A 12,172-nucleotide genomic window follows, 5' to 3' on the forward strand; every position below is an offset into this window, starting at 1 on the left:
CTTGCAGGCCGCCCGCCAATCACTCGGGCACGAACCGCTTGCGCACCCGCCGCCAGATCCACCAGCCCGCCAGCGCCAGTAGCGCCCATGGCAGGCCGCCCGCGAGCACAATCGTGAGCAGGCTCATCGCGGCGAGGAAGCTCTGCTGGCCGAGTGACAGCCCGACCGCGATCGGGGAATCGGCGTCGAAGCCCGCGAAACTGTCGGTGGTGCCATAGTCGAAATGCATCGGCGTCGTGGCGAGGCTTGCCTGTTGCGCGCCCTTGTTCGCGGCATTGGCGTTAAGCGATTGGCGGATGGCGTCAGCCTGTTCTTGCAGGGTGACGCGCTCGCGCGCCTTGGGCGGCAGCTTGGCGAGTTGCGCTTCAATCCGGTCGAGATCGGCGCGTTGGCGGGCGCTTTCCTGATCGATCGCCTTGATCGCGCCGCCGGCATCGGTGCCGGTGATGTCGACCGAGCCGAGCTTGCCGCCCGCCTTGACGACGGTGTCGATGCCGGTGGCGCCGAATTTGCGCGCGATGCCAGGGTCGAGCTTGAAATCGAGGCTCGCGGTGATGTCACGCGCGCCGCGCCCGATGGCGTAGTGCATGCCGGTGATGCGGCACCGCGCGATGCCAAGCGCTTCGCACGCCTGCGCATGCGCTTCCTGCGTGCTCGAAATCCGCGCGGCGGGGATGCGGAAATCATAGGCGTAGCGGAAGGCGACACCCGGGGCGGCGGTCAGCGAAATGCCCGGGCCGCGCGCGTCCAAGCTCCCGCTCGCGGCGGACTCGGTGGTCATCGCATCGCCCGCCGGGGCGTCACGCCCGCCGTCGCTTTTGGCGCATCCCGCCAGCATCAGCGCCACGATCACTACTGCCTTGCCACGCATCTCGCTCTCCCGTTCGCTTGCCTCGTTGGACGGCGATCATTTATCCCATCAATATACTATAGTAAAGAGGGGCGCCGCAATTCGGACACAGTGCGATCCGCATTCGTTCGCATCGGCCGGCGTGCGTGAAGGCTTGGCCTTGGGGCAGTGTCGCTGCTACGGCTGCCGCGATGACCACCGACACGATCGATCCGCCCGCAACCCCCGACGATATCCCCGGCCAGTCCGACACGCCGTTCGATACTGCGCTGTCCGAGCGCTATCTGGTCTATGCCTTGTCGACGATCACGGCGCGCTCGCTCCCCGATGTCCGCGACGGGTTGAAGCCGGTGCATCGCCGCTTGCTCTGGGCGATGCGGCTGCTGAAGCTCGACCCGAGCCAAGGCTATAAGAAATGCGCGCGCGTCGTCGGTGACGTGATCGGCAAATATCACCCGCACGGCGATCAGTCGGTTTATGACGCGATGGTGCGGCTCGCCCAGGATTTTGCGCTGCGCTATCCGCTGGTCGACGGGCAGGGCAATTTCGGCAATATCGACGGCGATAATGCCGCTGCCTATCGCTACACCGAAGCGCGGCTAACACAGGTTGCGATCGATCTGATGGACGGCATCGATGACGATGGCGCCGATCTGAAGCCGACTTACAACGGCGAGGAGGAAGAGCCCGAGCTGTTTCCGGGGCTGTTCCCCAATCTGCTCGCCAATGGCGCGAGCGGGATCGCGGTCGGCATGGCGACGAGCATCCCGCCGCACAATGCCGCCGAGCTGATCGATGCGGCAGTGGCGTTGATCGACGATCCCGAGGCCGATCCGCTGAACTTCGTCCAAGGTCCCGATTTCCCGACCGGCGGGCTGGTGGTCGACAGCCCTACGGCGATCGCCGAAACCTATGCCACCGGGCGCGGGTCGTTCCGGGTGCGCGCGCGCTGGCAGATCGAGGATCAGGGGCGCGGCACGTGGCGGATTATCGTCACCGAAATGCCTTATGGCGTGCAGAAGGGAAAGCTGATCGAGGCGATTGCCGCGATCATCAACGACAAGAAGCTGCCGATCTTGGCGGACGTCAACGACGAATCCGACAGCGAAATCCGCCTCGTCATCGAACCGCGCAGCCGCACGGTCGATCCCGATGTGCTGATGGAAAGCCTGTTCAAGCTGTGCGATCTTGAAGTCCGGGTGCCGCTCAACTTGAACGTGCTCGATGCGCAGCGCACCCCGCGCGTGATGAGCCTGAAACAGGCTTTGCAAGCCTGGATCGACCACCAGTTCATCGTGCTCCAGCGGCGCACCGGCTATCGGCTCGGCAAGATCGCCGACCGGATTGAGCTGCTCGACGGCTATATCATCGCCTTCCTCAACCTCGACCGCGTGATCGAAATCATCCGCACCGAGGATGAACCCAAGCCGGTGATGATCGCCGAATTTGCGCTCACCGACCGGCAGGCCGAAGCAATCCTCAACATGCGGTTGCGCCAGTTGCGGCGGCTCGAGGAAATGGAGCTGCGGCGCGAACGCGATGCGCTGAACGAAGAGCGCGGCGGGCTCGAGGCGCTGCTGGCGTCGGACAAGCTCCAGAAGAAGCGGATGAAGGCCGATCTGGCAGTGATCGGCAAACGCTATGGCCGGGACACCAAGCTCGGTGCGCGCCGCACGACGATTGCCGAGGCGGCACCGGCGCGCGACATTCCGCTGGAGGCGATGATCGACCGTGAGCCGATCACCGTCATCCTGTCGCAGCGCGGCTGGATCCGCGCGATGAAGGGGCATATCGAGCTTGGCTCACCCGATGCGTTGAAATTCAAGGAAGGCGACGGCCCCGCCTTCGCCTTCCACGCGCAGACCACCGACAAGCTGTTGTTGGCGGCGGAGACGGGGCGCTTCTACACGCTCGGCGCCGACAAATTGCCCGGCGGGCGCGGTTTTGGTGAACCGGTGCGGCTGATGATCGACCTCGACGGCGATGCGGCGATCATCGACCTGTTCCCGGCGAGCCGCAGTGCCCGCGTGCTGCTGGCGGCAAGCGACGGGCGCGGCTTCGTGGCGCAGGCGAGCGATCTGATCGCCGAGACGCGCAAGGGCAAGACGGTGATGACACCGCGTATTGGCGCCAAGCTGCACCGCGTGCGGGCGATCGGCGACGATGCCGATTATGTCGCGGTGATGGGCGACAATCGCAAGATGCTGGTGTTTCCGCTGAACGAACTGCCCGAAATGGCGCGCGGGCAGGGGGTGCAGCTCCAGCGCTACCGCGATGGCGGGCTCAGCGACGTCACCGGCTTCGTCTTTGCCACGGGCCTGAGCTGGGCAATGGGCGGCGACAGCGGGCGCACGCGGACCGAGAGCGATCTCGGTCCGTGGCGTGCGGCGCGCGGCGCGGCCGGGCGATTGCCGCCCACGGGCTTCCCGCGCGACAATCGCTTCTGACGCCGCGACGGCAGAGCGATCGAGCTTCAGAGCACTTTAACTTAATTGAATTAGCACGCGTTACGATGGTGATGCGCTCGCCCCGACCTTTTGCTGCTGCCCGCGTGCTCGGTATTGACCGGCGCGCGAACGGGCCTGCGCCCGCGCAAACGCCGAGTGCAATCAACCTGTTGCCGATCCCTGCCCTCATCTTGCAAGTGCGCGGCGGCGGCTTTGCGGTTGAACAGATCAACGCGCCGCTGGTGGCAGTGGGGCTCGCCGGCGCCGATGACGCCGCGCCGTTGATCCAGAGCCTGGGCGGGCGGTTGATGGCGTTCATGCTGTCGGGCGCGCAATTCGAGGACTTTGTCTGGCAGCACGGCGACGCGGTCGACCGCCGCCATTTCCGCGTTCATGTCGCCCGCGCCCAGACCAAAGAGGTCGATCGGTGCCTCGTCACGCTGATCGATCGCACGGCTGAAGTGCGCACCGAGCAAAATCTGCGGCGCGAAATGCTCACCGATTCGCTGTCGGGCCTGCCCAATCGCGCGGGCTTTGCCGATCAGCTCGAATCGCTTGTCGCCGACCCGTCGCAAGACTGTGAGGGCTATGCGGTGATGGTCGTCAATCTCGACCGTTTCAGCCGCGTGAATGCCTGTCTGGGGTCGCTGGCTGGCGATGAGCTGCTGATTACCGTCGCCCGGCGCATTCGCGGGGCGCTTCGCGGGCGCGACATCCTCGCACGGATTGGCGGCGACGAATTTGCGGTGCTGCTCCAGCTCGATGTCGGGCGCAGCGACGCCGATCATGTCGCCAAGCGCGTGCTGGGGGCACTCGCCAATCCGTTCCGGCTGTCGGACTTCGAAATCCGCGTTTTCTGCTCGATCGGGATCGCCTTTGGCGGCGACCCGATCGATGATGCCGAGGATCTGATCCGCCACGCGCAGTTCGCCGCCAAAAGATCGAAGGCATCGGGCGAGGTCACTTCCTATCAGCCACAGGCCTTCGACGTGGCGCGCGCCGAATTCGGGATGGAGACGGCGCTGCGCCGCGCGATTGATGGCCAGACGTTGACACTGGCGTTTCAGCCGATTGTCGATCTGGCGACGGGGCGCATCGTCTCGTTCGAAGCGCTGACTCGCTGGCGCACCGATGACGGCAGCGACATGGCGCCAAATGACTTCATCCCGGTGGCCGAAGAATCGGGGCTGATCGTGCCGCTCGGGCGCTGGGCGCTCCATGCCGCAGTCGCGACGCTCGCTGAGTGGGATGCGAAAGCGGGCGGCAATTGCGGCTTGCGCATGGCGGTCAATGTGTCGGCGATCCAGCTCCAGCGCGATAATATTCCGCGCGTCGTCGAACGGACGCTTGAAGCAGCGGCATTGCCTGGGGGGCGCTTGACGCTCGAACTCACCGAGAGCGCGCTGATCAGCGATCCCGACCGCATTGCCCAGACGATGCAGGCGCTGAAAGCGCTCGGCACGACGCTGGCGATGGACGATTTCGGCACCGGCTATTCGAACCTCGCGATCCTGCAGAAATTGCCGATCGATGTGCTGAAGATGGACCGCAGTTTTGTGACGGGGATGCTTGCTGACCGCGACAAGATCGCGATCGTGCGTGCGATTCTGAGCCTGGCGCAGGCGCTCGGCATGAAAACCACCGCCGAGGGCATCGAGACGCACGAATTGGCGCAGACACTGGCGGCGCTTGGCTGCACCTATGGCCAAGGCTTCCACTATGGCCGCGCGATCGACGCTGACGAAGCTTATCAGCTGTTCGTCGAGCGCAATGCCTGATCGAGCGCGGCATCGGTAATCGCCCCCAGCCGATCATCTCCCGGAAAATCTTCGGCAATCCACTGATCTTCAATCGCGCGCAGCGTGCGTGCGACATCAGGGCCTTTGCGCAAGCCCCGCGCGACGAGGTCGCCGCCCGAGAGCGGCAGGCGCGGGGGCGTCCAATCGGTTATCGTTGCGAGTGCGGCCAGCGCTGCGTCGCTTGGCAGCTGCAGCGCGAGCCGATCCGCCGCACCGTCGAGGCCCAGTCGATAGCCAAGCGCGCGGGGTGCCCCCAGTTCGGCCGTGAGGGCAGTCGTCAGCCTTCGGCGCTGGAGGTTCGACAGCTTCAGCCGCGCGCCGATGCCGTCGCCGAGCGCGGGGTCATCGGGCAGCAGCGCCGCCAGCCGCCGGATCGCATTGGGCGCCAGCCCCGCCGAGGCCTCGACTCCTGCGACGCGCGCCAATCGCACGGCGCTGGTGATTTCGGGCAGGACCGGCGCGAAAATGCCGTGGTCGATCATCAGCGCGACGATCTCGGGCGCCTTGGCGGCGACCAGCAGCTTGAGCACTTCATCAGCAATACGCTCGCGGCTCAGCGCCATCAGGTCATTCGCGCGGGTGGTGCAGGCCGCCAGTCCCTCGGCATCGGGGGTGTCGCCGAAGCGCGCGAGGAAGCGGAAGAAGCGCAGGATGCGCAAATGATCCTCGGCAATGCGCTGGAGCGGATCGCCGATGAAACGCACGCGCCGCGCGGCGAGATCAGCCTGGCCGCCGAAATAATCGAAGACCTCGCCCGTGACGGGATCGGCATAAAGCGCGTTGATCGTGAAATCGCGCCGCGCGGCATCGGCGCGCCAGTCATCGGTAAAGGCGATGGTTGCGTGCCGCCCGTCAGTCGTCAGATCACGGCGCAGCGTGGTCACTTCGACCGGCCCATCGGGCAGCACCGCCGTGATCGTGCCATGCGCGATGCCGGTGGGCACGGCCCGGATATGGCTTGCCCGCAAGCGTTTCAGCACCTCGTCGGGCGCCAGCCGGGTGGCGATGTCGATGTCGTGCGCCTCAATCCCCAATATGGTGTCGCGCACCACGCCACCGACGAAGCGCGCATCGCCATCGCCCGCGCCGAGCGCTGCACAGAGCGCGTCGAGCCCGGTGCGGTTGCGCCAGGGCGCGGGCGGCAGACTCAGGCTGCCCATGCCAGCCGCCGCGACAGATTGACGATCATCCCCGCCGTTGCGCCCCAGATGCGGCGGTCGCCCCAATGGATTTCGTAGAAGCTACGGGTGCGGCCCTGCCATTCGGCGCTCGCCTCGCGGTGGTTGGCGGGATCGAGCACGAAAGCGAGCGGCACTTCGAACACGGCGGCAACCTCGGCTTCGCTGGGGACGAGCATCAGATCGGGCGGGACGATGCCGATCACCGGCGTAATGTCAAAGCCGGTGCCAGTGCGATAGCGATCGGTGGTGCCGATGATCCGCACCGCCGACGGCGGGAGCGCGATTTCCTCATGCGCCTCGCGCAAGGCAGCGGCGACGACGTCCGCATCCTCGGGATCGACCCGCCCGCCGGGGAAAGCGACTTGGCCCGCGTGCCGCCGGAGCGTTTCGGTGCGCTGGGTCAGGATCAGGCCCGGCTCGGCCCGCTCGGTGATCGCGACCAGCACGGCGGCGGCGGTCGCCGGATCGCCGTAGGGCAAGTCGCGGCTGTCGCCGGGCATCAGCAGCGTCTCCCCCGGTGCCGCATCAAGCGCGCGCCGCAGCCGCAGGTCGAGTGTCACGCGGTCGGCTCGATCGCGAAGAACGCGCCGTCGCTCCACACGCCCGCCGGGTCGCCGTCGCCCGCCAGCGCGAGTTCGGCGATCTCGTAATAGACGGGCCGCGCGATCAGCGCCTCGAGCCCCGCGCGGACGTGCAGATAGGGGCGGGGGCCGTCATCCCCGGTCGCGAAACGCAAGCCGTGGTTCGGCCCCGCCGTCACCAGATCGCCGGTGTTGAGCCGGAAGGCGAGCCGCATCGCCGCGCCTTCGCCCTCGACCTTCATCTCGACCGCGATGAAGGGCGCATCCTCGACCGCGATGTCGAGTTTTTCCACCGGTGTCACCAGCACATAGCCGCCATCGGCTTCGCGTCGCAGGATGCGGGAGAATAGCCGCACCATCGCGATCCGTCCGATCGGGGAGCCCTGATGAAACCAGGTGCCGTCGCGCGCGATTCGCATCTCGCTATCGCCGCAATGGGTGGGGTTCCAGCGTTCGACCGGCGGCAATTTGTCGGCTTCGACCAGTCGGGCGATGTCGGTGAGGGAAAGGGCAGAAAGATCGGGCAGGGGGTCCATCGGCATGCGGGTCAGGTAGGCGCGGCAAGCCTCAACGTAAAGCCGTCAGCGGCGCGGGCCGAGCATTCCGGACGTATCTGGCACGTTGCACCCGCCCGCGAGCAGGCGGTGTTGTTCGACTGGGCCGGGGGCGCGCCATTGGGCGGTGCAATGCGCCGAAAAACCGAAGCGTCCGTAGAATTCAGGATCGCCGATCAGCATCAGCGCTTCGCCCAGACCATAGGCTTCGGCGGCCGCCTTCATCGCGGCCATCAGCGCGCGGCCATAGCCCATGCCCTGTTGTTCGGGCGCAATCGCCACCGGGCCGACCATCACCAGCGAAGCCGCGCCGCCGCTGTCGAGGTGGAGCGCAATCGGCCAGCACTGGATCGTCCCCACCAGCCGCCCTTGCAGGAAGGCCGCGAAATTGAGCGATTCGAACGGCGGCATGCCGGCGCGAATCAGATAGGCAGTGCGCTGGTGACGATCGGGGCCAAAGGTGCGATCGAGCAAAGCCTCGACATCGGCGGCGGCGGCGCTGACGAGCGGGCGAATGTCGATGGCAATTCTCCGATCAGGCATGGACGAAAGGCGGCGGCGCGCTTTAGCTTGGGGCACGGGAAACACAAGCCGGGGAACGCGCGATGAAGCTATATGATGCCGCCTGGGCGCCGAGCCCGCGCCGTGTGCGCGTCTATCTCGCTGAAAAAGGCATAGAGGTGCCGCGTGTCGACGTTGATCTGCGCGGTGGCGAGCATTTCGGCGAGGCCTATCTCGGCATCAATCCGCGCGGCACCGTGCCCGCGCTTGAACTCGATTCGGGCGAAGTGATTTGCGAATCGGCGGCGATCTGCCGCTATTTCGAAGCGGTGCAGCCCGCGCCGCCGCTGTTCGGCTCCACCCCCACCGAGATCGGGCGCATCGAAAGCTGGACCCGGCGGATCGAAAGCGATGGCTATACCGCCGCTGTCTATGCGTTTCGCAACACCCGCCCCGCGATGGCCGACAAGGGCGCGCCGGGCAAATGGCCGCCGATCCCGCAGATCCCGGAGCTTGCGACGCGTGGCGCGATCATGTGGGGGGCGTTTATGGCGGCGCTCGACGCGCGGCTGGGGCAGAGCGAGTGGATCGCGGGTGACGCCTTCAGCTTTGCCGATATCACCGCGCTGGTGACGATCGACTTCGCCCAGAGTGCCAAGCTGCTGGTGCCCGAGAATGACGTGCACCTGCGCCGCTGGTATCATGCGGTCACGGCGCGACCCAGCGCGTCCGCCTGAAGGCTTTCGAATGTGCGCAAAGCTGCTATGGGGCGCGGCCTTGCTGCGGAGACATTGAGCTTGGACGATCGCCTCGAACTCGAAGTGCACGACATCGAAGTGCCGGTGCTGACCGGCATTTATTCCGAAGAAACGCACTTGCCGCAGCCGCTGCGGATTTCGATCACGGTCGAGCTTGAATGTCCGCCGCATTTCGCGCCCGACATGCCGCTGGGGGCGTCGAAAAACTATCTCGACCTGAAGCGCGCGGCGACGAGCGCGCTGCCGCCCGGCGTGCATTTCACGCTGATCGAGGCGGTGGCGGACCACATCGCCGAAACGCTGATGGTACAGGACGCGCGCGTGCGCTGGGTGAAGGTGAAGATCGTCAAGCTCGCGATTTCGGAAAATGGCGAGGCGATCGGGATCACCCTGTTGCGGCACCGGCGGTAGTCTTTTTTGCGAGCCATCCCTCCATCTCACCCCGTTGGTGCTGAGCTTGTCGAAGCACCGTCCTTCTTCTGGGACGTCATCGCAGAAGAAGAACGGCCCTTCGACAAGCTCAGGGCAAACGGATGGAAGCTGGGATACTTCTACCGGAGAGCCGTCAAGCCATGAGTATGCGTTTGATCGAACTGGGCGAGGGCGCCACCGTGGGGGCGCTGGTCGCGGCGGTGCAGGAGGGCGCTGCCGACGCGATCATCGTCGAGGTTGCGCCGGAGATTGCCGCGCTCGAGCGCCACCTGATCCTCGCCGCGATTGGCCCGCTGGCGATCGAGCTGGCGCCGGGGACACGGCTGTGCGCGATTGATGTGGGGGCGGGGGCAGAAGCCGAGGATGTCGCGGCGGTGCGGGATTGGCTCGCGGGGGCGGACTGCACGACGGGGCAAGTGGTGGCGGTGACGGGGGAGTAGGACCATCTTCTGCCACGCCAATCCGTTAGTTTCGAGCGTAGTCGAGAAACGGGTGGGGATCGCTTGGGGCTTGTTTCTCGACTGCGCTCGAAACAAACGGGGGATGTGGGTGAGGGGGTTGGTCCAGCCAGCCGCACACGGATTCCGGGCGTAAAATCAGGGCACCCGCGGGAAAACGGGGAAATCGACCGGCGCGTTTTATGCCACGCGTTCGGGGCTCGGCGACTTGGGCAGTTAAGCTTTCAGTCTTTTGGCGCCGAGACTGATGTTGGCCCGATGAAGTGCACGCCGTCGCCGGAAAGTTCTCCCGGCCTATTGTGGCTGCTTTCGAGTTTAGCCGCATGGCGGTTGCCCACCTTGCGACGCCCTACGTGCGTTTACCTTATCGGTGCCGGGGTGATGCGGATCCGTCTTACCCGAACGACTTTTCCGCGCCGGTCGAAGATCGCCGCTTGGCCCTCGGGAGGCTGAGCGGAGACCCCATCAACACCCCCGCGCTGGCCTTTTCGAGGGGGTGCGATGGGGAGGGTAATTAGCCTATTTGGTTGGTTTTGTCAAGAGCGCATTTGTGCACCGGCACCGTGTTTGCGGTGGCGAGAATCGGGCCGATTGCTGATGGTCCGCTTGGGGATGGCTGGTCAGCGATAGCTGCAGTTCTACTCGGGCCTCGCGTCCCAGGAGACCCATCCCCGCGGGTGTTTTTGCCTCAGTTTCTCAATTTGTAGCTAATTTCACCAAACTAGCCACATAATCGCACAGCGGCTTTAGCTTCGCAGCATCATTTTCTAGGACGTACCGTAGCAGGAAGAGCGTATCGTCTTTCTTAGCGAAGGGCACGCGATGTTCGGACAGCGCTCCGCACACTGTGCTGATAAGGTTGGCAGCGTCCACATGACACAGCCAGGCTTCGTCGTTCAAGTTGCCAAACCATTGCGGGATCAGGAAAGGCCGCTGCATAGCGGCATCCGTTAGCGCCTGTTCGACCGCCGCTACTGTGAGGCCCGCCGATCCGGGGTCTTTGTTGACAATGAAGGCGGCGATTGCGGGGGCGTCGATCAGGTAGCATTCCAAGTGTCGACGGGGCAGAAAGTTAAGTAGTCCGCGCGACCTGCGTATCATCTCAGCTTTATCGGCCTCGGCCAGTTTCTCCGTGTCGAAGCTGAAAACCACCGACACGACCAGCGTCGCCGCCGCCCCCGAAAGGCGGCTGTACACTTCATAAACCAGAGCGGGATCGCGCTTATTGGAATTGAAATCACCGGTTGCAGCCACCGAGGTGATGATTGTCCCCCTCGGCAACGGGCCGACCGACTGCTGGTAAATATAAGGGAAGCACAGTTCTTCAGTCGGACCTTCAACCCAAACGACACGTTCGGCTGCGAACACATCGGCCATCGAGACACCAAGATGCTCCGCAACTTCCCGGAATTTTCCGACCTCCCCGAGATCTAGTTTTTCAATCGATGATTTGTAACCGCTGCGCTTTACCAGATGGATGGTAGCTGGATTACTGAAACCGATGACCTCAGACGAATGAGTAGATATAACATATTGGTGATGTTGGTATTCGGTCTGCATGATACGCAACAACGCTTTCACCGCCGCCGGATGAAGAAAGCTGTTGATCTCATCTATCACGATCACGGCATTATCGATCGTCATGATGGCAGTCAGTAGCGCGATCACTTGCGCGACGCCGGTCCCGCCGGAGTTGAGCGGAAAGCTCAGTTCCAGCCGCTCCATCGCTTCGGTGGGCCATACACGCACCTCAAAAATGTGGGGGCTCTCCGCCTTGGTCCGGATGCTGACGTTACCTACAGTCGGGAATACCTCTCGCAGATGACTGACAAGCTTTCTGAACAAGTCGCCCCGTTCACTGCTTAGGGTGTGAAGGACACTTGGAAGATTGCTGGCGTTCGGCGCCAGTCGGGTTGCATTCGCGACCGGACCCTCGCCGACCATCATACGTTCTGCCGTGAAAGAGAACAGATCGTTGTTCCACGCAAGCCAAATTACACCAGGGACTGTGTCTTGGTTGTCATAGTGAGGTTGGACGTTCAATTCACCGTTGTTTGGAGTGATCCGAGCGTTCACCGGTTGTTGCGGATAGCCGACGAATAGGCCGTGTGAAGGATAGGCCGCCGTAAACGCTTGGCCTGCTGTCCGGGTGACTGAAAAAGTCACCGTAGCCATCTCGAAAACGCCAGCCATGAATGCGACGACATCGTCATTGTGTGGCGGGGCGACAGGAAAGTGAATCTGGCCGGTTTGCAATATCCAATTTCTCAGCTCGTAGCCGCTTAGCGAGATCGAGAGATGCACTTCCGGAGCTGGGAGAAGGTAGGTTTCCCAACGCTCAGGGGTTCGATGACGATCGTTCGGAAGCTCTGGCTGGAGCGCTCTCAGCAAAGCGCTTTTGCCGGCGTTATTCTGACCGATGATAAGATTGATACCCTCAGCAAACTCGATATCTCCGGTATCACTGAAGGACTGGAAATTCTGTATTCTTGCTTTTCGCAGTCGCATTTTTTGCCCCTCTGACCAGGAGCCTACGGGCCTGTCAGGATTTCCGTGTGTGGGTGGGTATAATGGGTAAAGAGGAGATCCCATATGTCCCGACGCAAAGAAC

11 protein-coding genes are annotated in these 12,172 nt (G+C 64.0%); 5 read left to right on the forward strand and 6 right to left on the reverse strand.

The features are described from left to right. Positions 1-19: 19 nt before the first annotated feature. Complete coding sequence (locus K2W81_RS10310; RefSeq protein ID WP_294103987.1) at positions 20-871, reverse strand: DUF4349 domain-containing protein; 852 nt, start codon at positions 869-871, stop codon at positions 20-22. A 170-nt stretch (positions 872-1,041) separates the two neighbouring features. On the opposite strand from K2W81_RS10310, the gene parC reads away from it, so the two are divergent. Both parC and K2W81_RS10320 read left to right on the forward strand, forming a co-directional pair. Continuing rightward, positions 1,042-3,297 carry a DNA topoisomerase IV subunit A gene (parC, locus tag K2W81_RS10315; RefSeq protein WP_294103988.1) on the forward strand — a complete coding sequence of 752 codons (2,256 nt, stop codon included), beginning with the start codon at positions 1,042-1,044 and terminating at the stop codon, positions 3,295-3,297. A 71-nt stretch (positions 3,298-3,368) separates the two neighbouring features. Beyond that, positions 3,369-5,075, forward strand: a complete 1,707-nt coding sequence (locus tag K2W81_RS10320; RefSeq protein ID WP_294103989.1) for a bifunctional diguanylate cyclase/phosphodiesterase — start codon at positions 3,369-3,371, stop codon at positions 5,073-5,075. Here K2W81_RS10320 and K2W81_RS10325 read toward each other — a convergent pair. From K2W81_RS10325 to K2W81_RS10340, 4 genes are read right to left on the reverse strand one after another with little or no spacing between them, the layout of a single operon-like run. After that, on the reverse strand, positions 5,048-6,256 hold the full coding sequence (locus K2W81_RS10325) for a CCA tRNA nucleotidyltransferase (RefSeq protein WP_294103991.1): 1,209 nt from the start codon (positions 6,254-6,256) through the stop codon (positions 5,048-5,050). The two genes, K2W81_RS10320 and K2W81_RS10325, sit on opposite strands and share 28 nt — an antisense overlap. Next, complete coding sequence (locus K2W81_RS10330; RefSeq protein WP_294103993.1) at positions 6,244-6,837, reverse strand: CoA pyrophosphatase; 594 nt, start codon at positions 6,835-6,837, stop codon at positions 6,244-6,246. The genes K2W81_RS10325 and K2W81_RS10330 overlap by 13 nt, the downstream gene beginning before the upstream one ends. Further along, complete coding sequence (locus tag K2W81_RS10335) at positions 6,834-7,400, reverse strand: DUF1285 domain-containing protein (RefSeq protein ID WP_294103995.1); 567 nt, start codon at positions 7,398-7,400, stop codon at positions 6,834-6,836. The genes K2W81_RS10330 and K2W81_RS10335 overlap by 4 nt, the downstream gene beginning before the upstream one ends. 39 nt (positions 7,401-7,439) lie before the next feature. Continuing rightward, positions 7,440-7,955: a GNAT family N-acetyltransferase gene (locus K2W81_RS10340; RefSeq protein WP_294103997.1), complete on the reverse strand. Its 516-nt coding sequence runs from the start codon at positions 7,953-7,955 to the stop codon at positions 7,440-7,442. 62 nt (positions 7,956-8,017) lie between these two features. Here K2W81_RS10340 and K2W81_RS10345 point away from each other — a divergent pair, with 62 nt between their 5' ends. The 3 genes from K2W81_RS10345 to K2W81_RS10355 all read left to right on the forward strand — a co-directional run bounded on the left by K2W81_RS10345 (position 8,018) and on the right by K2W81_RS10355 (position 9,543). Then, positions 8,018-8,650: a glutathione S-transferase N-terminal domain-containing protein gene (locus K2W81_RS10345; protein WP_294104000.1), complete on the forward strand. Its 633-nt coding sequence runs from the start codon at positions 8,018-8,020 to the stop codon at positions 8,648-8,650. 60 nt (positions 8,651-8,710) lie between these two features. Then, on the forward strand, positions 8,711-9,082 hold the full coding sequence (locus tag K2W81_RS10350; protein WP_294104002.1) for a dihydroneopterin aldolase: 372 nt from the start codon (positions 8,711-8,713) through the stop codon (positions 9,080-9,082). A 161-nt stretch (positions 9,083-9,243) separates the two neighbouring features. Further along, positions 9,244-9,543: a Rossmann fold domain-containing protein gene (locus K2W81_RS10355; protein ID WP_294104004.1), complete on the forward strand. Its 300-nt coding sequence runs from the start codon at positions 9,244-9,246 to the stop codon at positions 9,541-9,543. Between the two features lie 714 nt (positions 9,544-10,257). On the opposite strand, the gene K2W81_RS10360 is transcribed toward K2W81_RS10355, so the two are convergent. Continuing rightward, on the reverse strand, positions 10,258-12,069 hold the full coding sequence (locus tag K2W81_RS10360) for an AAA family ATPase (RefSeq protein WP_294104006.1): 1,812 nt from the start codon (positions 12,067-12,069) through the stop codon (positions 10,258-10,260). Positions 12,070-12,172: the final 103 nt, after the last annotated feature.

This window comes from Sphingomonas sp. (assembly GCF_019749955.1).
Lineage (GTDB): Bacteria > Pseudomonadota > Alphaproteobacteria > Sphingomonadales > Sphingomonadaceae > Sphingomonas.

Bases quoted from the DNA above. Each gene is read 5' to 3' on its own strand.
- K2W81_RS10310 (WP_294103987.1), bottom strand. From the start codon at position 871: ATGCGTGGCAAGGCAGTAGTGATCGTGGCGCTGATGCTGGCGGGATGC.
- parC (WP_294103988.1), top strand. From the start codon at position 1,042: ATGACCACCGACACGATCGATCCGCCCGCAACCCCCGACGATATCCCC.
- K2W81_RS10320 (WP_294103989.1), top strand. From the start codon at position 3,369: ATGCGCTCGCCCCGACCTTTTGCTGCTGCCCGCGTGCTCGGTATTGAC.
- K2W81_RS10325 (WP_294103991.1), bottom strand. From the start codon at position 6,256: ATGGGCAGCCTGAGTCTGCCGCCCGCGCCCTGGCGCAACCGCACCGGG.
- K2W81_RS10335 (WP_294103995.1), bottom strand. From the start codon at position 7,400: ATGCCGATGGACCCCCTGCCCGATCTTTCTGCCCTTTCCCTCACCGAC.
- K2W81_RS10340 (WP_294103997.1), bottom strand. From the start codon at position 7,955: ATGCCTGATCGGAGAATTGCCATCGACATTCGCCCGCTCGTCAGCGCC.
- K2W81_RS10345 (WP_294104000.1), top strand. From the start codon at position 8,018: ATGAAGCTATATGATGCCGCCTGGGCGCCGAGCCCGCGCCGTGTGCGC.
- K2W81_RS10355 (WP_294104004.1), top strand. From the start codon at position 9,244: ATGAGTATGCGTTTGATCGAACTGGGCGAGGGCGCCACCGTGGGGGCG.
- K2W81_RS10360 (WP_294104006.1), bottom strand. From the start codon at position 12,069: ATGCGACTGCGAAAAGCAAGAATACAGAATTTCCAGTCCTTCAGTGAT.